Origin of the sequence: Massilia varians (genome assembly GCF_027923905.1) — a bacterium.
GTDB lineage: Bacteria > Pseudomonadota > Gammaproteobacteria > Burkholderiales > Burkholderiaceae_D > Telluria > Telluria varians_B.
Genome location: NZ_AP026966.1, coordinates 2,242,253 through 2,262,308 on the forward strand (window position 1 = coordinate 2,242,253; position 20,056 = coordinate 2,262,308).

Consider the following 20,056-nt stretch of genomic DNA (forward strand, 5'->3'; position numbering starts at 1 on the left):
TCGGCCCGGCAGGACGGCACAGCAAGCCCTTGCCGATTTTTCCCAAGCGCTCGCTAGGATTCCCTGTCGGCTTGGTACAATTGTGTTTTCGACATACGCAAGCCCAACCCGACATGATTGACATCCAACTTCTCCGCAAAGACATCGACACCGTCGCCGCGCGCCTCGCGACCCGCAAGTTCCAGCTCGACGTGGCCGGGTTCAACGCCCTCGAGGCGGAACGCAAGGCGATCCAGACGCGCACCGAGGAATTGCAGGGCAAGCGCAATTCGCTGTCCAAGCAGATCGGCATGATGAAGGGCAAGGGCGAAGACACCACGGCCGTGATGGCGGAAGTGGCCGGCCTGGGCGACGAACTGAAGGCCAACGAAGGGCTGCTGGCCGATGTCCAGGCAAAACTGGCGCGCTTCATGGAAGCGGTGCCGAACCTGCCGCACGAAAGCACGCCACAGGGAACGGACGAATCGGGCAACGTCGAAGTGCGCAAGGTGGGCACCCCGCGCAGCTTCGACTTCGACGTGAAGGACCACGTCGATATCGGCGAAAAGCTGGGCCTGGACTTCGACACCGCCACCAAGCTGACCGGTTCGCGCTTCTCGATGATGAAGGGCGGCATGGCGCGCCTGCATCGCGCGCTGGCCCAGTACATGCTCGACACCCACACCGGCCGGCACGGCTACCTGGAATGCTACACCCCGTACATGGTCAACGCCGACTCGCTGCGCGGCACCGGCCAGCTGCCGAAGTTCGAAGCCGACCTGTTCTCGGTGAAGAAGGGCGGCGCCGAAGGCGAGGGCGAGAATTTCTACCTGATCCCGACCTCGGAGGTTTCGCTGACCAACGTGGTGCGCGACGAGATCGTGGCGCTGGACCAGCTGCCGCTGAAGATGACCGCGCACACCCCGTGCTTCCGCTCGGAAGCCGGCAGCTACGGCCGCGACACCCGCGGCATGATCCGCCAGCACCAGTTCGACAAGGTCGAGCTGGTCCAGGTGGTGCATCCGGAGCAGTCCTATGCGGCGCTGGAAGAGATGGTCGGCCAGGCCGAGTTCGTCCTGACCTCGCTGGGACTGCCGTACCGCGTCATGTCCCTGTGCACCGGCGACATGGGCTTCTCGGCCGCCAAGACCTACGACCTCGAAGTCTGGCTGCCAGCGCAGAACACCTACCGCGAGATCTCCTCGCTGTCGAACTGCGAAGCCTTCCAGGCGCGCCGCATGCAGGCCCGTTTCCGCAACGCCGCCGGCAAGCCGGAACTGCTGCACACCCTGAACGGTTCCGGCCTGGCCGTGGGCCGCACCCTGGTGGCGGTGCTGGAGAACTACCAGCAGGCCGATGGCAGCGTGATCATTCCGGAAGTGCTGCGTCCGTATATGGGCGGGATGGAGCGTCTGACAGCTGCCGCCTAAGTTTTTCTGCCGCGGACGAATTTGCTCTTCCGTTTTTGCAAGAGCATCGCTATAATGCGTGCTCTCGCTGACAAGCGACCGCAGCACCGATTTAGGAGAGGTGGCAGAGTGGTCGAATGTACCTGACTCGAAATCAGGCGTACGGGTGACCGTACCGTGGGTTCGAATCCCACCCTCTCCGCCAGTAAATAAAAAGGGCTCCCTCGGGAGCCATTTTTATTTGCGCGCGGAGAGGAGGGAGCCCCCTGCGGGGCTCCCGTGTGGGATTCGAAGCCTCGCGCATACTTGCGCGAGGGCGGCCCGCGGCACGTGGGCGAATCCCACCCTCTCCGCCAGACTAAAGTCCCTAGATGTTTAGGGACATCAAAGAACCCGCTGTTCTCATAGAGGCAGCGGGTTTTTTGTTGCCTAATACTGTCCAGTACCGTCCCCCAGGAGCCAGCATCCTTGGGGGCTCGTTTGGGGGCCCCGTTGGGGCTCCCTTGGACAGGAGGCCCCAAAAATGCCCAAGCGCGTACCGCCGCTGACCCAGCTGCAGATCAAGAACGCCAAGCCGCGCGAGAAGCCCTACAAGCTCGCCGATGGTGGGGGCCTGTACCTCGAGGTCACGCCAAGCGGCGGCAAGCACTGGCGCATGAAGTACCGCCAGCCCAACGGCAAGGAAAACAAGCTTCACTTCGGCGCCTTCCCGGCCGTGTCGCTCTTGACGCGCGCGAGCGGCGCGACAGTGCCCGCCAGCTCCTGGCCGCGGATGCCGCAAACACCTTCGAGCAAGTGGCGCGCGAATGGCATCAGACGATGCTTGCGCAGTGGCCCCAGACCGCGCGCGATATCCTCCATCGTTTCGAACAGGGGGCTGCGTCAATTCAGCACTGCCGAGGTAAGAAAGCAGTAATGCATTTCCCTGTAACTTAACATTTGAACCTATGACAAACGGATTAAAAGTCGCCAAGGCGGATAGGTAAGTCTAATCGATGACTTGCGGGTCTTGGCAAACTCAGAAGTCAAGCTTAACCAAAATGGAAAATACCAATGGTTTTTGAATTTAGGTTACAAATTCGTCATAACCCCAGATGCCGGTCAGATCGATGAAATCAGCTTGGCGCCGCACGCAGTGAGGTCCTGATCGTATGCAACTTGCTTTCCATGGTGCCTACGCGTGCTGCTGCTTGGCAGGATTGGAAACTTTCCTTTGCATTGAGGGCAATGGGTGGAATCGCCTTCGACAGCGACCCGCTTGCCCAGTACCGTGAAGTCCTGCGCCGCCGAGATGACTTCTCCGCCGTGCGTCGTTTTGTCGCCAAGCCGGATGACACCGCGCCCTCGATGGTCTTTCATGCTGGCCTCGTCCGAAAAAAAGTCACGCGACGTTGCGCGCCGCATCGGCATCCTGATTGGCTGCGATAAGCGCCTCGTCATTACCCAGGAAGATTTTTCGATAGCGCCAATAGCCTGTCAGTTCCAGTGTTGGCGAATTGAATCCGGCCAGCGAATCATGCACATAGCCGTCAAACAGGGCGGCAAACGAAGGCGGCGTCGCTGTGGCGCGCTGTGCCCGGGCAAACACCTCCCGGGCTTCCGGGTCCAATGCGCTGGTCGTCACAAGGTCTTTTCGCGCACCGGTATTGAAGACGTCCTTGACCACCGCGAGTGTCCGCTGGCCCAGGCCCATCGCAGCCGATCGCAGCATGGCGGCAGCGTCATTAATCAGGCTCTTGTTGAAGGCAAGCAGAATTTCCCGGTCGGACTGGCTGGCTCGCTTGACCTGGTTGGTCGTGTGAAAATGGTTACGCATCTGCCATCGCCAGTTGAGATACGGCTGGAGCCATTCGTACATGGGGCGTGGCGCGAGCGTGGCTTGCGCAAGGAATTCGTCGTAGGCTTTGGCCAGGTCGGGATGGATGGCGAATGGGTCATGGGCACCAGATTTGATTTTAGGTTTTTTCATCGGGGCGCCAGCCGCTACCGCGCAATCGAACATGTGATTCAGCGGTATCTGGGACAGCTTCAGGGAGTCGCCGTGCCGGGGATGATCTCCCACCGAGATGCCGAGCTCACCCGGCCGGTAGCCGCCACCGACATCGCTGTGCGAGCCCGGATAGGCATGCTGACTCCATCCTGCGGGCAGCTTCCCGTCGACGCCGATTTCATCCAGGGGGAAGTTGCGGCGGAGCTCATGCATTGCGATCATGTGAACGCAATTCGGCACGGAGGCTGGTACGCGCAACGACCCGCCACTCGCCCAGGCGCCATGTCCGCCGGTCGAGTTGGCGAGCAGCGCCGAGGTGCCGGACCAGAATCCCGCGGAGGCTACGGTGTCGATCAGCCCGACAAAGCGAAAGCGCAGGGGCACGCCGGCCAGACGGCCACCGACCAGCAATTCGTCCAGCCAGTGGCAGAATACCCTGGCTTCCGCCGCCCCCCTGGAAAACCCGAATACGTCGAGGAAGCATTCGACCACACGGGGCTTTCTGCCCTTGAGTTTTGCTTCCAGAAGTTGGGCCTGCCGCGTCAGAAACGCACGGCGGTCGCTGTCGTTGGACAGCGCCGCTTGCAGCAGGCCGCTGCGTGTGCCGAGCTTGGCAAGGCAGTCTCTATCGTCTGCGTCGGTCACATTGCGGCCGTTACGGCATAAGGCGAGCACGGCGCCTTCGTCAAACATGAGGCTGTTGAAACAACGCCGGTGTAGCGCATTGAAAACGGCCAACAGGCCGAAAATGACCCGCTCTTCACAGCCAAAAGCACACCCTGCGCCCATGACGCTTTCCTCATGTTCGCCGATGTCGGGGAATGGCGTCCCGACACCAGGAACGTATATCGGATAATAGCCCATTTCTTTTGCGCCAAGGTAGGCGTCATGCAGCCGTGCGATGTTGCTTTCTCCGTAATTTCGACTATCACGGTCTTTATTGTTGCGAGTTCCATCAAAGAAAAGTCCGATGTTCAACGTGACTTCGCACTTCTTGAAATCGCAGTCGTAATCCGGAACGATTCGCTTTATTCCAGAGATCGGCGCGCCTCTTGTGGGCGCGATGATGACATCGGCCCGTTTCATCGCCAGTTCCCATATTTTGCCCGGTCGCGGGCATCTTCTCGATCAAGCTCCGCGTGTTCTTCGGCGGTAAAAATCTCTTTAACAGGCGTCCCTGCCGTCGCTAAAAGGCTCTCTTTAGCATCGCTCCACCGAATCGGGTGCTCATCCGCGGTATGATCAAACGGACTTACGACAATGCGTACGCGACCATTGGAAAAGAAGTGAACAAATAACAACCCTGGCTCCCGATACGACTCCACCGGCACCTGCGCACGATATATGCCAGCTGACTCCACCGTTTCTTCTTCCGCAGGGTCTGTTGGCTTGATTATGCGATACGCCTCCCAGCGAACGTCCGCTTTCAATCCGGGGTACCAGTGTTTTGGGAGCGTGACACAGCATGTCAAACCGCCGCCGCCGCCTTCCTCGCCGACCTTACCGTAATAACGTTTATCAACGTAGAATTCGTGAATCAGATGGTCCGAACCCAGGTGCTGGACCCCGACGATCGAAGCAGGCATACGGTCGCCGCTTTTGGAACGAGCGTGAAGTAATGTGTAAGACCCAAGCAACACCCCTATGGCCAGTAAAGACACAATGGGATGCAACCGCACAAAAGAGAGGATAGGAATTTTCATAATGCCTCTGTGTCAGATAACAATCGGGACTGCATTCGAATCGCCCCCCGCAGTGGCTCCTTGGCTGGCCCAGCTGCGTCTTGCCTGGAGATCGTCGACGAGTTCCCGCAATTTGCTTCGAAACGCGCTGACTTCATTCATGGCAAGGAATTCGGCGACCTCATGCCGTCGCAGGATGGCGCCTTTGGTCAGGAGCGTGGCCTCGGTCAGGAACATCAAAATAGGGGGATGCGCGTTGCCGGCGGCCCGCCAGGCGCGACGCGCCGCTTGCGCCCATTCGTGCTGCTGAACCGCGTTGCCGGGCAAGGCCTCGCCATTGCGCATCATGTTCACCTTGGCGATGACATGATCCGGTTCGCTTGCCTCGTCCAGGGCCAGCAGCTGATCCTGGCCCAGGCACAGGGGCGTCGGCGCAACCGCAGTAGCCGCGGCCGGTGGCAGCGGCGCAAGCGCTCCGGAACGGTGGTGGATGTGCCAACGGGCAACCGGTGCTCGCATCGTGGTCCACTGTACCGGCGTCAGTATTTTCGAGAGCGGCGCGAGAACCGCACAGTCCGCATACCTGAGCGTGAATTGCTTGCCCTGTGGGTCGAGAATGAAAATGAACCGGCCCAGATGATGGGCAAGCTCGCCGATATCCAGCGCCGACTCGATGATCGACACGTGCAGCGCAGGCTTGCGCGCGTTCACGAAGTGCATGACGCGATCGAGATCGCCGCCTTCATATGCGGCTTCGAGGTCGACCAGAAGTGGGCTGACCGCCAGGGCACGCTCTGGATAAATCGGCGCCAGCCATGCCGGGCGGCTTCCGGGAGCATCCTCGGTGTAGCTTGTCGATACCTCGGCCAGCATGCCGTTGTCGATCAGGAGATAGACGGAACCATTCGAAGTACCCTGGCTCATTCTGCCTCCACCAATGGGCTATGGGCGCGTACTGCCGCCAGCATGCAAGGGATGCAGATATCGTGATGCGGCAATTCGTCGGGGAACTGGGTTTGCTGCGCTCGTTTCGGGAAGGTCTGGTGATCGGCAGCGTAGATGTGGCTGTTTCCTGTCGTGCTGCCGATAATTCCCTCTTCGCTGATTTTCAGTTCACTGCCACCGCCGTAGAGACAGACACCCTTCCTGGCCTTGATGTTGATCCAGTCCGTCGTGCTGATCAGTTCCATCACCTTTTTTGCCAGCAGCTCGATGGTGCCGTCCTGCGCTTCGGTCTGTATGTTTCCGCGTGCGGCAATGTGCTTCATGCCGCCGTCGTTGGCAAACACGCTGACGCCCTGCGCCGCGCGTAGCGATGTTTGTCCGCCGGCAGTGAGCTGCGTGTCCGCAGCCGTGATGAGGTAGGCGTTCTTTTCCGCGCCGAGCGCCAAGTTGTCATTGCTTGCCACGACATTCCCTGCAGGACCGCTGACTGCGACAATCGGCGCGCCGCCCGGGCCGCCGCCTGACGCTGCAGCGGCATTCGTTCCTTGGTCCAGGTGTCTGAGCTTGTCAACCAGTTGCGCCAGTTGCGGGCCGCTTGCCGGGTCTTTGGAATGGGTTTCCGCGAGCTTCGCGAGCTGGTCAGCAATATCGCGCAACCCGTCAGCAAGGCCAATCAATTCGGCCCGGTCCAGCTGTTTGCCTTCGGCCTGGTGACTATCGCTTGCGGTGATCAGCACGCCTTTGCCGCCCCGAATCGCCACGGCCTTGTCGCTACGCAGCTCAGCGCCTTCGCCTCGGGGGCGCCGATCTTCCCCCCTTGGATGCGTCAGCCATCCGAGATTCAGCTGCGAAGCGCCATCGTCGCTGGCCAGCTGGGCGCTGATTTCGCGCGGTGTATCGTCGAACCGGAGCTGGTTCATGCGCCCGCCGTGGATCTCCTGGCTATGCATGCCCGAAAGAAAACGCGTTAATGGCAAGTTGGCGCGCTTGCTCAAGGGGGGAGGCAATGCGTGCCCATTGAAAAGCTGGCAAATAATGATGGGCTTGTCTGGGTCGCCGCCGAGAAAGGCCACCAGGACTTCGGTCCCCACCCGGGGTAGCGCCAGGGTGCCGCAATGCGAGGAGCCATTGCCGGCCCAATTCGTGGCCACCCGCACCCAGGCGGAGTCCGCATCCGTGTCCGATGCGCCCGCGCCTTGTGCGTGCTGATGGTCTTCCGGACGTGTTGCAGGAAATCGAATCTTCACGCGGCCAAGTTCGTCGCAATGAACGACCTCGTTTTCCCGGCCAACCACGATTGCAATCTGCAGACAGGGTCGCGTAGGTCGGTGCGCGCGTCAAATGTCGGAACGATCGGGATCGTGCGCCGTACCGCCTCGAATCGCATTTGAAAACGGTTTGCGTTATCTCCGCTGGAAAGATCGGTGGGCGCGCCCGCTGTACCACGCCAGTCATTGGAAACGAACAGCCGTTGAATCCGTTCTTCCAGGCTTTTCGGCAGGTTGTTCTGCGCCTTGACTTCGATTGACGTGATGATGAAATCGCGCTCGGCGGCAGGATGACCGTTGATTTCCGGATGGTCGCTGATGGTGAAGTATTCGCCAGCACAGAAGTCGCGGACACTTCCTTCGCCCGTGAAGCGTTTTGTATCGAGCTCCTTGCGCTGCATGCTCAGCACGCCCAGGCGATATAGCTCCTTGTCGTCAGAGCCGGCATGCGGTGATTCGACGATGTATTCCTGCACTCCGCCAGCTAACTGGTTGCCGGATGGGCCTTGATTGGCCTGGCCTGGTATTTCAGCGGCCATCCCAGGAATGCTTCCCGGCCGCTTGTAGTCCCAGCTGAAAACGCGGACGCTGCCCGCCTGTAGCTTGCGTACCGCGCTCCAACGTGTGACCGAATCACGCTGCTCGGTGGCGTTGTCGCGGTGGTAGCGTACGACGCCGGCCGCGTTCTGCTTCAGGTCACGCTGGTTGTCGAAGAGAACGAGCGTATGTGCCGGCGATTCCGTATCGTGAGCTGCTTGCTGGTGTGCTGAGTTAAAGCCGGGGCGAAAGAACCAGGCAACTCCGGAACGCGCCAACAGACGACGGATAAAGGCTGCATCCGATTCATTGAACTGTATCGTCTGTTCGTGCTCGGGATACTTCTCCAGGCGGAATCCAGGTGCAAGTTCGAAGTCGAAGTAGCCACTCAATGCGCTGTTCAATTGCAGCCATTCCCGCAACACGACAGTCACGATCCGCGGCCAGCTCATTTTCCTGAATACGCGGGTGTTGACGCGTTGCTCCATGATCGCCATGGCGTCGCGAATGACGAGTTGGTAGCTGGCAATCGCGCCGTCGCACTCGCCCGAGCTTGCCTCCGTTACCAGGCCACATACCTTGCGCAACTGGCCTCGGTCGTTGACGAACTCAAGGGCGGCAGGCACGCCGATAAATTCCTTCAGTGGCAAAGTGTTGGAAGTGGCAACGCAATTGATCTGATACTCGAATCCACCGCAAATGGATTCTGTACCGCTGACAAACTGAGGAAGCAGGACGTCGGCGATCTGTTTCTTTTGATAGACAAGTGTCAGGCGGATGGGACGGTTGGTGGTGATCAGCTTCTTTTCCGTCAGCATGAAATTGACGAATTCATTACCATTCTGCATAGCGTGCTCCCTCAGTTTCCAACCGGAACAATCCATTTTGGCATTTTCAGGCAAGCGCGGAATTGAGGATCGATAAGCTCGACCGTCATGAACAATGGGATAGAGATTCCTTGGACGGCCCTCCGCGCGCTGCGGTAGATTGGCGATCTTCGGACGCTCCGGTTCGTAAACTGACCAGAGGGCGTCATTATGGGCAGAGGGGAGGACTGGATGGTGCGGCGGACGCGCACCTGACACGGGCGCAAGTTGCATGTCGCGCGGCGGTAGTGGCCAGGCTGCTGCGCGCCACAAGCACGGCACAGTAGGTAGAAGAGGGGGCTGCCGCAGATACAAAAAAGGCGCCACGATTACTCGTAACGCCTAGATTTGAGTATATGCCGCAAGTTCTCCAGCAACTTTGGATAGGCTAATGCCTACGTTGCATCGGTTTCGCTCGGAAAGAACTCGGCGATGTTACCCCAAGGTTCCATCGGGTTCACTGCGGCGTTGATGACCCGGTAGGGAACTTCGACAACGTCGGGGTTATACATAGGCGGCCGGCTCGATGAAACGAACGGGTTGCAGTCGAGGGCAGTGTCGCTGAGCGAGTGATGGACCCTGCAGACCAGCGGCCGGTCCTCGTACACCGAGCATCTGCTTTTCACCAGGAAGGGACACGGTTGAAAGTTGTACTTGTTACCTTCCGCGATTCAGCTCATGAGGCTTTTTATCACTCTCGCCTGCGCTCGCTATCTGGCTGACTGCAACGAAAATTAACAGAACCAGTTTACACATATTTATCCTATTAAAGCTACGTGGAAGTGGTCATCGTGCCGTCTGGCCGCCTGGACAAACGGAATGCTTAGATCGTTGAAAAGAACGAAATCAACCGGCGCGAACGTGCGGAACAATTCGATCACCTTGGCTGTTGCCTCCTTGTCATAATGGCGGGTATCTTGCCAAACAATAGGCAGTTCAGCCCCGTCCTTTCGTATCGGTCGGATGTCCACTTGAAGGCCGTCCTGGTGGGAGCGGTGAGGTACGCTGATTTTTTCGGACACTCTTGTTTGGTAAAGTTCACCAACAGGAGCCTTTATGAAGACATTGAAGAAGACGTACACCCCGGAACTCAAGGAAGAAGCCGTGAAGCTGGTGCTGGCGCAGGGTTTGTCCATTGAGCAGGCAGCAGCACGAGTAAGTATCCCAAAAGGGACGCTGGCCAATTGGGTAGCAGCCGCCAAACGCGGGCCGGCCGCAACAGCAGCCCCTGGAAGCCGCTCTGTGGCCGAGCTGGAAGCGGAGAACGCGAAGCTGCGCAAGCAGCTAGCCCAGGCAGAGATGGAGCGGGACATCGTAAAAAAAGCGGCGGCGTACTTTGCGCAGGAGTCGCTGCCAAGTACGCGTGGATAAAGACAATGCGACTCGATTTCCCTGGCTATCCTGTGAAGCTGATGTGCCAGGTATTGGACGTCTCGCGCAGCGGCTACTACAACTCGCTGCAGGCCAAGCCATCGACACGCGAGCAGGAAGACGCTCGGTTGAAAATCCTGATTACGGCAGTGCATCGGCAAACCCGAGAGACCTACGGGGTGCCTCGGATAAAGCACGAGCTTGCTGCACAGGGTCATGAAGTTGGTCGCGACCGTGTGCGCCGACTTCGCCAGGAGCTCAATCTGCGCTGCAAACAACGGCGCAAATTCATCGCAACGACAAACTCGAATCACAACCTTCCCATCGCTGAGAACTTGCTGGAACAGCGGTTCGCGCCGAACAGGCCTGACGAAGTGTGGGTGACCGACATCACCTATATCTCCACTGCCGAAGGCTGGCTGTATCTTGCCGGCGTAAAGGACGTTTTTACCTGCGAGATCGTCGGCTACGCGATGGGCGAGCGCATGACGCAGGAGCTGACGACGCAGGCCTTGTGGCGCGCCGTGAGCCACAAGCGGCCGGCGCCAGGGCTGATCCATCATTCGGACCGTGGAAGCCAATACTGCGCCCATGCCTACCAGGAGCTGGTGGCGCAGTTCGGCATGCGCGCGTCGATGTCGCGCCGCGGGAACTGCTATGACAACGCGCCGATGGAGAGCTTCTGGGGCACGCTGAAGAATGAGCTTGTTCATCATCGCCGCTATGCCACCCGTGCTGAGGCAAAGGCCTCGATTCAGGAATACATTGAAATTTTCTACAACCGACAGCGGCGCCATTCCCGCATCGGCTTTGTTCCGCCAGCGTTGTTCGCCGAATCCTTCAGCGAACAGCCGCAGGCGGCTTAAGACGAGCGTGTCCGTTATTGACAGTACACCTCACGGTGCTCCCCGTCGTAGAAGCCTTCAGCGCGGCTGATATTGCCAATTCCGATCCGGCGCCGATCAATGGCTTGCCACTCCAAGGCCACGCGAAGTATCGCTTGCATCATGATGGGATGCGGGTACTGGTATCCACCCCGGTCAGGCTTTTTGTCCATGGTCCCGTAGGTGTAGTAGCCTGATTCCACCGGCGACCGTGGGAGCATGAAGAAGCCGCGCGAGTCCAGGGTTAGGCCTGAGCGGGTCGTCTTTTTGATTGGCCATGGTTCAACTCCGTCACGCGCATGACTTGTTGCAGCCCAGGTCCCAGCCACCTGCAGTCTGGCCACCAGTGCCACCGCCAATGCGCTGCTGCGTGTACTTCCACTTGACCTTGGTAAAGTGGAGGGAAATGTGATCGCGCAAGATGCTCCCCTCGGCCACCATTTGTTCCATATTGCCGATCAGTACGTTTTCCAGTTCGACTTCGTAATACTTCACCCGATTGCCGTCGCCATCGGCCCGCATGAATTCCATCTTCGCCTTTGGGATGGTTTTGCCGTTCGAGTAGTGCTGCATCAGTACCGGCGATGCCAAGTCAGCGAGCTTGGCCAGCGACAGCGTGCGGTATTCGCTGCACACCGTAGTGCGGCCACCCGTAGCCGATCCGGGCGAGCTGACAGGCTGCGCCATGCCCCATTGAGCCGATGTAATCTCGATCCAATCCTTGTGTTTGTCGTCATGGGATTCGCCTTTGATGCCGTCGATTTGCAAATATACGTCGATTGCCATGTCTATTCCTCCGATGGTTAACTACACCGGCCATTCTTCATCGGCAGGTCTAGCGGCCGATTGGGAACCCGCAACAGGATGGTGTGACGGCACGCAACCTTTCTTGCGGGCGGTGGCAGCGCCGCCTTGGTGGGGCCATGGCGGTCGCCCTGGTGCCGGGGGGAGCTCACCGGACACGCGAAAGCCGCATGGATACTGGGTTGAGCGGGTTCCCCTCAACTGCTCCGGGTGTCAAAACGCACGCTCCCCCACATGGGATTCGAAGCCTCGCGCATACTTGCGCGAGGGGCGGCTCGCGGCACATGAGCGAATCCTGTCTACCGTTCCAGCAGAGGTGTACTGCCTCCCAACACGCCCCCGTCCTTGTTTCTCAGGCCGTCCGCGATGGGTCGAGCCCCCCCCTGAACCAATCAGCCCGCTGAGCACTTCCAATCCAACCCCGAAATAGTTGGAAATTTTTCATTCCTGGTTGCACACTGACCGCTAGTCCCACTCGGCCAGCAACCAACCATGTTGAAACCACTCTTCGGCATCGCCCTCCTGCTCAACCTGGCGCCCGCCGGCGCACAAACGCCGGCCGCGCCCGCGGAATCGCCCGCTCCCGGCCAGGTGGTCAAGATCACCGGTTCCAGGTCGACACCGACCGGCGAAAGCGCCAAGGTCTACGCCGTCAAGCGCCGCGTCCTGCGCGGCACGCTGGCGCAGAAATGCGCCCTCGACAGCGTCTACCTGTCGCAGCAGGACGATGAGGAAACCTATATCGAGCAGCTCGAGCAGATGCAGGAGCCGGGGGAACTCAGCGAGACCGGCACGCCCATGCCGTCGCCGACCCTGCAGAAATTCAATCCCAACGCCCCCGACGGCGACGCATCGAACGTGGTCGATTCCTCGTCGATCACGGGCGCCGCATCCAGCAATAACGTGGGCCCGTGCGGCGTTGGCGAGCGCCGCTTCGCCTCGGGCCGCGAACTCATCATCCGCAACGACAAGTCGTTCGCCCGGGCCCTGGAGCACCTCGATGCGAAGGAATACGACAAGGCGGCGGTCCAGCTGGAGGCCGCCTACGACAAGATCGGCTATCCGGAAGCGGCCGTCCTGCTGGCGAAACTGAGCCTGAATGGACTGGGCGTGCCGCAAAGTACCGACAAGGCTCTGTACTGGCTCGACCGCGCCGCGGGGCAGCGCTTCGACGCGCGACGCGACGCGCTGCGCTTCAATCCAAAGGAGCCCGACGCCCTCAACGGCATGATCGAAGCGGCGCTGCTGCTCGCGCGAATCCACCAGCATGGCATCGGCGGCGTCAGGAAGGACCAGGCGAGCGCGCGCAAGTGGTACGCCAAGGCCGCCGAGTTCGGCTTCGTGCCGGCCCTGAATACCCTGGGACTGGCGTCCCAGGCCGGCGCCGGCGGGCCGAAGGACCTGAAACAGGCGCGCGGCTATTTCCAGAAGGCGGCGGAAGAGGGCTATGTGCCGGCCCAGTTCAACCTGGCCAGGCTGTATTACGCCGGCGGAGAGGGCGTGGCGCAGGATTATGCGCAGGCGGGCGCCTGGTTCGCCGAGGCGGCCAGGTCCGGCCACGCCAGGTCGCTGTACGCGATGGCGCGCATGTATGACCTGGGCGAGGGCGTGAAGGCCGACCAGTCAAAAGCCATCGTCTACTACAAGGAGGCGGCCCTAAAGCTGGTGCCCGAGGCGCAGAGCGCCCTGGCCACGTATTTCTACACCGGCGAGCAGGTGCCGCAGAACCTGGCGACCGCGCGCCAGCTGTTCAAACAGGCGGCCGTCGGCGGCGACCCGGACGCCATGTTCAGCCTGGCCGCCATGCTGGCCAAGGGCGAGGGCGGTGACAAGGACCTGGGCATGGCCCATGTCTGGTTCAGCCTGGCCCAGGCCAGCGGCATCGAGCGCGCCGGACTGGCCCTTGCCCAGATCGCGCCGACACTGTCGGCGCAGGACCGCGCCAGGGCCGATGCGATCCTGAAGCCGCCTCCCGGGAAGTGATGAAATATTATTTCAATCTGGATCGTTCGGTGAAATATTATTCCGTTGCCTTTCAGGCGTTGATATGATGGAACAGTTTCGTCTTCCACAATCGGAAAACAGCCGCTATAATGCGGCCTCGCTGACAAGCGACCACGCAGCACCGATTTAGGAGAGGTGGCAGAGTGGTCGAATGTACCTGACTCGAAATCAGGCGTACGGGTGACCGTACCGTGGGTTCGAATCCCACCCTCTCCGCCAGTAAATAAAAAGGGCTCCCTCGGGAGCCCTTTTTATTTGCTCGCGGAGCGGAGCAAGGCCCCTGCGGGCCTTGCGTGTGGGATTCGAAGCCTAGCGCATACTTGCGCGAGGGCGGCCCGCGGCACGTGGGCGAATCCCACCGCGAACAGGGCCCTCAATGGGGCCCTGTTCGCTTTACAGCCAGCCGCCCGCAGCCGCACCCCGCAGTCCGAGCCACTTCCCAAGCGCACTTCACCGCCCCAAGCTACACTGTCGGGTGCGCACCGCCGCTCATCCCGACCCCGCTCTGATGGAGGAGTTCTTCATGGTACAGAAACGTTCTTTCCTCGCCACGCTTGCCGCGATCGCCTGGTCCTTCATCGGCCTGCGCCGCAAACGGGATTTCGACGTCGATGCGGAAGGCGCCTTCAACCCGCTGTATGTCTTCATCGCCGCCTTCCTGGCGCTGCTCGTCTTCATCGGCGCCCTGATGCTGGCGGTGCGCTTCGCGGTGTCGTGATCGTCCTTGCGGCCGCTAGCGCAGGAAGATGAAGTCATTGCCCACCCGGTGCCGCCAGGTCTGGATCAGCTCGCGGTAGGCTTCCCCGACGGGCCGCACGCGTCGCTCCAAGTCGCACAGGCCGTACTGGTTGACCATGCCCGCATCCAGGGTGAGCGCGCTGTCCCAGTCGACCTGGTCGACCAGGCTGTACCAGGTGAAGCCCAGGATCGGCACGCCGTCCGATTTCAGGCGCACCAGGTTCGACCACTGCTTGTCGAGCCAGGCGCGGGCGTCCTTTTCGCCGGTACCGGCGTCGCGGTTGTTGGTCTCGGTGTGCATCACCGGGATGCGGTAGCGGTGGTAGTACTGCTGGGTGATCACGTAGTAGCCGAACAGCTCGCAGGAGGTGGTGCTGCCGTCCGGCTTGATCACGTGTTCGTTGGTGGCGTAGTAGTCGTTGCCCATGATGCAGACGGGCTTGACGCTGCGGTTGAGGAAGAAGTGGTAGTCCTTGCGCGTCATGCCGTGGTCGAACAGGTACTCGTACATCCTGCCGCTGACGTCGTGGCCGTAGGTCAGGTCCAGCGCCAGGAAGCGCAGCTCGTTCATGTGGCGCGCGATCTCGGTGGCGTCCGGGCCGGCCGGGTGGTAGTACTCGGAGGACTCGCTCTGGATGAACTTGGCGTCCGGGCGCACCATCATGATCGCTTCGGTGGCCAGGATGTTGGCGCGCGCCAGGTTGCGCATGGCGGTGACAAAAGCCCGGTCCGAGCGCAGGCGCTCGTTCCACAGGCCTTCATGGGCCGAGAACTTGGCGGTGATGTAGATCTCGTTGATCGGCGTATACAGGTCGACCCAGGGGTAGCGCCTGGCGAAGGCGGCCGCATATTCGGTGAAGTAGGGCACGAACTCCGGATTCTGGAAGTTGCCGAGCCAGTCGGGCACACCGAAGTGGCACAGGTCGACGATCGGCTTGATGCCGCGCCGCTGGATTTCGGCGAACACCTCGTCGGTGAAATCCCAGTCGTAGCGCCCCGGGCCCTGGTGCACGCGGTAGTAGGGCGGTCCATAGCGCAGCGCGTCGATGCCGAGCGCGCTGACCAGGGCCAGGTCTTCCTTCCAGTGCCGGTAATGACCGGTCTTTTCCATCTCGTCGACGCGCAGCCCGGCGCCGTTGCGTCCGGCGACGACCGGGTAGCTGCCTTCGATCCCGGTCGCAAACATGAAGCCTTGCATGGCGCGCGCTCCTTAATGAATCGCCCCTTCACTGGCGAATCCATCATCTCGCCAAATCGGGGCGTCATGCAAGCGCCAAGCCGTAACAATTGGTGTCCGCGGGCGTCCGCGCAACACTCGCCAAGCTGCCCGCAAGCCCGGCTCAGCGGGCGTAGCTCGGCCGTTTCGGATCGTAGGTCCAGCCCGGGAACAGGCAGCGCATCGCGACCGCGTCGTCGCGCGCGCCCTGCGCCACCTGCTGGTACAGGGCGTGCGCCGCCGCGATGCGCTCCAGGTCCGGCTCGATGCCCAGACCCGGCCGGCTCGGTACGGCGACCGCGCCGTCGACGATCTGCAAGGGCGCGCGGGTCAGGCGCTCCTCGCCCTCCTGCCAGATCCAGTGGGTGTCGATCGCCGTGATGCGTCCCGGCGCGGCCGCCGCCGCATGGGTGAACATGGCCAGCGAGACGTCGAAGTGGTTGTTCGAATGCGAGCCCCAGGTCAGGCCCCAGTCGTGGCACAGCTGGGCCAGGCGCACCGACCCCTGCATTGTCCAGAAGTGCGGATCGGCCAGCGGGATGTCGACCGCACCCAGCAGGTGCGAATGGCCCATCTGGCGCCAGTCGGTGGCGACCATGTTGGTGGCGGTGCGCACGCTTGTTGCGCGCTTGAACTCGGCCATGATCTCGCGGCCCGAATAGCCCTGTTCCGGGCCGCAGGGGTCTTCGGCATAGGCCAGCAGGTGGCCGTATTGCTTGCCGAGCGCGATCGCATCACGCAGCGGCCAGGCGCCGTTCGGGTCGACCGTGCAGCGCGCATCGGGACGGCGCCGCTTGATGGCGGCGATCGCCGCCAGCTCGTCCTGCAGCGCCATCACGCCGCCCTTGAGCTTGAAGTCCTGGAAGCCGTAGCGCTCGGCGGCCGCGTCGGCCAGGTCGGCGATCGCCTCGGGCGTCAAGGCTTCGCGCCCGCGCATGGCGTACCAGTCGTCGCCGGCGCGCTGGGCGGCGTAGCGGAGGCCGGTGCGCCGGCTGTCGCCGACATAGAACAGGTAGGCCAGCATCGGCACGTGGCTACGCTGCTGGCCGCTGCCGAGCAGTTCGCAGACCGGCACGCCGAGGTGCTGGCCCAGCAGGTCGAGCAGCGCCGCCTCGACGGCGGTGATGACGTTGTCGAGCCGCAGGTTGATCTCGTGCGGCTGGCGCAGCACGGCCGCTTCGGCGGCCGAGCTGACCTGGTGCTGCATGCTGCCCGTGTGTGCGCCGTGGCTGGCGCGGATCGCGTTCAGGGTGCGCTGGTAGCGGGCCACCTGGCTGCCTTCGACCAGCGCCACCGCCTTCTGCAGCGCCTTCAGGATGCCCTCGCCGCCGGGCACCTCGCCGATGCCCACGCGACCGTCGCTGGACTCCAGCAGCACCAGGTTGCGGATGAAGAAGGGGCCATGGGCGCCGCACAGGTTGAGCAGCATGCTGTCGCGGCCCGCCACGGGGATGACGCGCATGGCGGTGACGGTGGGGCTCGAGGAGCGAAGCAGATGGTTCATGGATCGGATGGCGGCATGCCGTAGTAGTGGGGGGCGCCGTCCATGACGACGTCGATGCGGTCGAGCACGACGCCGGGATCGAGCGCGTACACGCGCAGCCTGTGCACGCCGGGCGCGAGCCGGGCCAGCGCGCGGCTGCGCACCGCCGTGTTGGACAGGACGTTGCGCTTCCATTCGTCGCTGCGGCCGACCGTGGTGTAGTCGAGCGTCTCGATGGGCCCGTCGTCGAGCTGGACGGCGATGCGCAGCCGGTGCTCGGCGCTGAGGGCGTGCACGGGCACCGCGACGAAACGCAGCAGGGCGCCGCCTTCGCTGCGGGTCTGGAAGCGGTACTCGAGCGGGGTGGCCTTGCCGAGCGATGCGGCGCCGCGCCTGGGCAGGTCGAGGCGCGCGCGCATCGCCTTGCCTGACGTGCCCAGGCCAGGTTGCGGCTCCCAGTCGCTGCCGGCTGCGGCGGCGCCGGCGGCCAGACTCACGATGCGCTCGCGCTCGCCTGGTAGGCCCTGCGCGTGCGCGCCCTGTACCTGGGCGTTCAGCCTGAGCGGCTTGCCGCCGCATTCGAGCGCCAGCTGCGCCTTGTCCGAACCGTCGTAGTCCAGCGTGATGCGCTGCTCGTAGCCATTGGACGCGTCCAGCCTGCCGCCTTCGAGCCGGGCGCGTAGGCCTTGCGCGCCGGAGACCGACCACGCCGCCGCTTCGCCGCCATAGCTGACCAGGGTGACGGTACGGCTGGCCTGGTGGCCGGCCGGCAGCACCAGCGTGTTCGCCTCGGCCGAATGCGGCGCCGGATAGACCAGGCCGCAGCCGCGCCGCGCGGACGGCGTCCAGGACGGGTAGACCGGTTCGGCGAACACCGGAAGCCGGCGCGGCGCGATGTCCATCATGTGGGCCCACTTGCCCCCGCCGAGCGCGTTGTAGGCGGCGGCGTCGCGCAGCAGCGCCGCATGCGCCTCCCGTGCCTGGCGGGTATACAGGGCGGAGGAGGGGCGCTGCTGCAGCGCGTACTCGCCGGCCAGCTCCAGCTTCAGGATGCGTTCGTTGAGCCTGGCGCTGGAGCGCACCGGGTAGAGCACCAGCTGGAAGTAGGCGTCGCGCAGCTCGGCGGGCAGGCCCGGTTCGACCGCCTCGGCGCGCGCCACCAGCGCGGCGTACTGCGCCAGGCGCCGCTCGGCCTCGTCGCCGCCGCTGCGCACGTACTCGGTGGCGCGCACCGGCCGGGTCGGTTCGGTCTGGCTCCAGCCCATGAACTCGGGGCGGCGCTCCCAGGCCAGCCGGTAGTATTCCTGCTGGATGGCCGCGATCTCCGGACCGTGTTCGGCGCCGAAGACCTGCTCGGCCCAGGCGCCCAGGTGACGCGCAGGGTCCTGGCGCAGCACGCCCGCATCGAACGCGGCGTCGAGGAAGTACTGGGTCAGGTACTCGTTGGGCTTGATGTCGCCCACGTTCACGACCCACATGCGGCGCGCGCCCGCGCTCCAGGCGCGCTCGAGCTGGTCGCGGATCAGGGCCGGGTGGGTCGTGCCCAGCCACAGGTAGTCGTGCGGCCGGCCCCAGTACGAGAGGTGGTAGTAGATGCCGTTGCCCCCGGCCCTGGCGCGCTCCTTCGCCGTGCCAAGCTGGTGCAGGTAGCCGTAGTTATCGTCCGGCCACGCCAGGGTGACGTCGCCGGGCACCTCCAGCCCGGCGTTGTAGTAGTCCAGTACCTCCTTGTACATCGTAAACACGGTGGGGATGGTCGATGCTGGCTTGCCCAGGCTGCGGGCCAGCATGTCGCGCTGCAGCCCGATGACCTGCTGCACCGTGTCGCGTGCCTGCTGCGGGCCGGCCGCGCCTTCCATGGCCGAGTCGTGCACGCCGCGCAGGCCCAACGTATACACGTTCTCGAAACCCTTGACCTGGTCGATGCGCGCCTGCCAGTAGCCGAGCAGGCGCGCGCGGTTGCTGAAGAAGTTGAACGGGCCGTCCGACTTCTTCCATTCGCCGACGTTGTTGCGCATCATCGGCTCGGCATGCGAGGTGCCGACCAGGATCGCGTAGTCGTCCGCCACCTGGGCGTTGCCGGGCACCGTGTAGAAGGCGCGGGTGGAATCGTGCATGGCCGGCCAGACCAGGTTGGCCTTCAGGCGCCACATCAGTTCGAACACGCGCGCGTAGGTGGCCGGGCCGATGTCCCCGGCCGGGTCGTAGGTCTTGGCGGCCCAGGGCTGCAGGCCCCAGTCCTCGTCGTTGATGAAGATGCCGCGCCAGGCCACGGATGGAGCGGGGGACAGGCGGCGCGCCCCATCCAGGGACAGGCCGCTGCGGCGGCGCGGCTTGACGTCGGCCCACCATTCCCAGGGCGAGACGCCCAGTTCGCGTGTGGCGTCCACCACGCCGTACACGGCGCCGCGGCGGTCGGCGCCGGCGACCAGCAGCACGCTGCGGCCGTCCACCGTGCCGGCGGCGCGGAGATAGCGTTCCTGCTGGCCGGCGAGCGGGGCCAGGTCGACGCCCATCGCCTGCGCGACCCGCGTGACCAGGGGCGAACCGTTGGCACCGATCACGATGCAGCGGCCGCGGCACGCGTCCAGGCTGTCGCTGCGCCTGCTGGTCAGGCCGGTGAGCTGCTGCAGGTCGCGCGCGAGCAGATCGCCGGCAATGCGGAAAGTCGGTCCGGCCTCGGTGACGATGTCGGGCAGGCGCTGGCCGGCATCCAGAGGGAAGGGCGCGGCATGGAGCAGGCCGGGTGCGAGCAACAGGCTCAGGGCGAGAAGGTGTGGTGTCATGGCGGGCGCGCAGGGCGGGTCTGCACGGAGCTAATGTATTAGTGCATTGTAACGAGTTTATAATCAGGAATTCGTACGGATCGAAAACGCTCAG

General features: G+C 62.8%; 16 protein-coding genes and 2 tRNA genes. 7 read left to right on the top strand and 11 right to left on the bottom strand.

Annotated elements, in window-relative coordinates; genetic code table 11:
• Positions 1-113: 113 nt before the first annotated feature.
• The 3 genes from serS (at position 114) to MasN3_RS10260 (ending at position 2,304) form a co-directional block, all read left to right on the top strand.
• The gene (gene serS / locus MasN3_RS10250; protein WP_281913930.1) at positions 114-1,409 is read left to right on the top strand and encodes a serine--tRNA ligase; all 1,296 of its coding nucleotides are present in this window, start codon (positions 114-116) and stop codon (positions 1,407-1,409) included.
• A gap of 94 nt (positions 1,410-1,503) precedes the next feature.
• Positions 1,504-1,593, top strand: a tRNA-Ser gene (locus MasN3_RS10255).
• A gap of 318 nt (positions 1,594-1,911) precedes the next feature.
• Positions 1,912-2,304 carry an Arm DNA-binding domain-containing protein gene (locus tag MasN3_RS10260; protein ID WP_281913931.1) on the top strand — a complete coding sequence of 131 codons (393 nt, stop codon included), beginning with the start codon at positions 1,912-1,914 and terminating at the stop codon, positions 2,302-2,304.
• A gap of 185 nt (positions 2,305-2,489) precedes the next feature.
• Here MasN3_RS10260 and MasN3_RS10265 read toward each other — a convergent pair whose 3' ends face one another.
• The 7 genes from MasN3_RS10265 to MasN3_RS25275 all read right to left on the bottom strand — a co-directional run bounded on the left by MasN3_RS10265 (position 2,490) and on the right by MasN3_RS25275 (position 9,347).
• The gene (locus tag MasN3_RS10265) at positions 2,490-2,747 is read right to left on the bottom strand and encodes a PAAR domain-containing protein (RefSeq protein WP_281913932.1); all 258 of its coding nucleotides are present in this window, start codon (positions 2,745-2,747) and stop codon (positions 2,490-2,492) included.
• Positions 2,748-2,769: 22 nt separating this feature from the next.
• Positions 2,770-4,464: a phospholipase effector Tle1 domain-containing protein gene (locus MasN3_RS10270; protein WP_281913933.1), complete on the bottom strand. Its 1,695-nt coding sequence runs from the start codon at positions 4,462-4,464 to the stop codon at positions 2,770-2,772.
• Positions 4,461-5,081 (bottom strand): DUF3304 domain-containing protein, encoded by a 621-nt coding sequence (locus tag MasN3_RS10275; protein WP_281913935.1) that lies wholly within the window; start codon positions 5,079-5,081, stop codon positions 4,461-4,463. Before MasN3_RS10275 ends, MasN3_RS10270 begins: the two co-directional genes overlap by 4 nt.
• Positions 5,082-5,093: 12 nt before the next feature.
• The gene (locus MasN3_RS10280) at positions 5,094-5,984 is read right to left on the bottom strand and encodes a DUF4123 domain-containing protein (RefSeq protein WP_281913936.1); all 891 of its coding nucleotides are present in this window, start codon (positions 5,982-5,984) and stop codon (positions 5,094-5,096) included.
• Positions 5,981-7,252: a DUF2345 domain-containing protein gene (locus tag MasN3_RS10285; RefSeq protein ID WP_281913938.1), complete on the bottom strand. Its 1,272-nt coding sequence runs from the start codon at positions 7,250-7,252 to the stop codon at positions 5,981-5,983. The genes MasN3_RS10280 and MasN3_RS10285 overlap by 4 nt, the downstream gene beginning before the upstream one ends.
• The gene (locus MasN3_RS10290) at positions 7,249-8,658 is read right to left on the bottom strand and encodes a type VI secretion system Vgr family protein (RefSeq protein WP_281913940.1); all 1,410 of its coding nucleotides are present in this window, start codon (positions 8,656-8,658) and stop codon (positions 7,249-7,251) included. Before MasN3_RS10290 ends, MasN3_RS10285 begins: the two co-directional genes overlap by 4 nt.
• Positions 8,659-9,071: 413 nt before the next feature.
• Complete coding sequence (locus MasN3_RS25275) at positions 9,072-9,347, bottom strand: YkgJ family cysteine cluster protein (protein ID WP_370662357.1); 276 nt, start codon at positions 9,345-9,347, stop codon at positions 9,072-9,074.
• Positions 9,348-9,732: 385 nt separating this feature from the next.
• On the opposite strand from MasN3_RS25275, the gene MasN3_RS10295 reads away from it, so the two are divergent.
• Positions 9,733-10,913 (top strand): IS3 family transposase gene (locus MasN3_RS10295; protein WP_281907664.1). Its coding sequence is split into 2 segments (ribosomal slippage): positions 9,733-10,000 and positions 10,000-10,913, totalling 1,182 coding nucleotides; the frame shifts between segments, so codons are not numbered across the junction.
• Positions 10,914-11,222: 309 nt separating this feature from the next.
• Here the strand turns inward: MasN3_RS10295 and MasN3_RS10300 are convergent.
• Entirely contained in the window at positions 11,223-11,717 is a 495-nt protein-coding gene (locus tag MasN3_RS10300) for an Hcp family type VI secretion system effector (RefSeq protein WP_281913941.1), read from the bottom strand.
• Positions 11,718-12,227: 510 nt separating this feature from the next.
• Here MasN3_RS10300 and MasN3_RS10305 point away from each other — a divergent pair.
• The 3 genes from MasN3_RS10305 to MasN3_RS10315 all read left to right on the top strand — a co-directional run bounded on the left by MasN3_RS10305 (position 12,228) and on the right by MasN3_RS10315 (position 14,457).
• A complete protein-coding gene (locus tag MasN3_RS10305) occupies positions 12,228-13,718 on the top strand; it encodes an SEL1-like repeat protein (protein ID WP_281913942.1) in 1,491 nt (496 codons plus the stop codon).
• A 150-nt stretch (positions 13,719-13,868) separates the two neighbouring features.
• Positions 13,869-13,958: transfer RNA gene (locus MasN3_RS10310), tRNA-Ser, on the top strand.
• Between the two features lie 304 nt (positions 13,959-14,262).
• Positions 14,263-14,457, top strand: coding sequence for a DUF2970 domain-containing protein (locus MasN3_RS10315; RefSeq protein WP_281913943.1), 195 nt, complete (start codon positions 14,263-14,265; stop codon positions 14,455-14,457).
• Between the two features lie 15 nt (positions 14,458-14,472).
• On the opposite strand, the gene MasN3_RS10320 is transcribed toward MasN3_RS10315, so the two are convergent.
• From MasN3_RS10320 to MasN3_RS10330, 3 genes are all read right to left on the bottom strand, one after another.
• Positions 14,473-15,675: a family 1 glycosylhydrolase gene (locus MasN3_RS10320; RefSeq protein WP_281913944.1), complete on the bottom strand. Its 1,203-nt coding sequence runs from the start codon at positions 15,673-15,675 to the stop codon at positions 14,473-14,475.
• A gap of 142 nt (positions 15,676-15,817) precedes the next feature.
• A complete protein-coding gene (locus MasN3_RS10325; protein ID WP_281913945.1) occupies positions 15,818-17,197 on the bottom strand; it encodes an enolase C-terminal domain-like protein in 1,380 nt (459 codons plus the stop codon).
• On the bottom strand, positions 17,194-19,962 hold the full coding sequence (locus MasN3_RS10330; protein WP_281913946.1) for a glycosyl hydrolase 115 family protein: 2,769 nt from the start codon (positions 19,960-19,962) through the stop codon (positions 17,194-17,196). Before MasN3_RS10330 ends, MasN3_RS10325 begins: the two co-directional genes overlap by 4 nt.
• Positions 19,963-20,056 lie beyond the last annotated feature (94 nt).

Excerpts from the sequence above, each read along its gene's own strand:
- MasN3_RS10280 (WP_281913936.1), bottom strand. The coding sequence starts at position 5,984 with ATGAGCCAGGGTACTTCGAATGGTTCCGTCTATCTCCTGATCGACAAC.
- MasN3_RS10325 (WP_281913945.1), bottom strand. The coding sequence starts at position 17,197 with ATGAACCATCTGCTTCGCTCCTCGAGCCCCACCGTCACCGCCATGCGC.
- MasN3_RS10305 (WP_281913942.1), top strand. The coding sequence starts at position 12,228 with ATGTTGAAACCACTCTTCGGCATCGCCCTCCTGCTCAACCTGGCGCCC.
- serS (WP_281913930.1), top strand. The coding sequence starts at position 114 with ATGATTGACATCCAACTTCTCCGCAAAGACATCGACACCGTCGCCGCG.
- MasN3_RS10320 (WP_281913944.1), bottom strand. The coding sequence starts at position 15,675 with ATGCAAGGCTTCATGTTTGCGACCGGGATCGAAGGCAGCTACCCGGTC.
- MasN3_RS10275 (WP_281913935.1), bottom strand. The coding sequence starts at position 5,081 with ATGAAAATTCCTATCCTCTCTTTTGTGCGGTTGCATCCCATTGTGTCT.
- MasN3_RS10270 (WP_281913933.1), bottom strand. The coding sequence starts at position 4,464 with ATGAAACGGGCCGATGTCATCATCGCGCCCACAAGAGGCGCGCCGATC.
- MasN3_RS10330 (WP_281913946.1), bottom strand. The coding sequence starts at position 19,962 with ATGACACCACACCTTCTCGCCCTGAGCCTGTTGCTCGCACCCGGCCTG.
- MasN3_RS10265 (WP_281913932.1), bottom strand. The coding sequence starts at position 2,747 with ATGAAAGACCATCGAGGGCGCGGTGTCATCCGGCTTGGCGACAAAACG.
- MasN3_RS10315 (WP_281913943.1), top strand. The coding sequence starts at position 14,263 with ATGGTACAGAAACGTTCTTTCCTCGCCACGCTTGCCGCGATCGCCTGG.
- MasN3_RS10290 (WP_281913940.1), bottom strand. The coding sequence starts at position 8,658 with ATGCAGAATGGTAATGAATTCGTCAATTTCATGCTGACGGAAAAGAAG.
- MasN3_RS10300 (WP_281913941.1), bottom strand. The coding sequence starts at position 11,717 with ATGGCAATCGACGTATATTTGCAAATCGACGGCATCAAAGGCGAATCC.
- MasN3_RS10260 (WP_281913931.1), top strand. The coding sequence starts at position 1,912 with ATGCCCAAGCGCGTACCGCCGCTGACCCAGCTGCAGATCAAGAACGCC.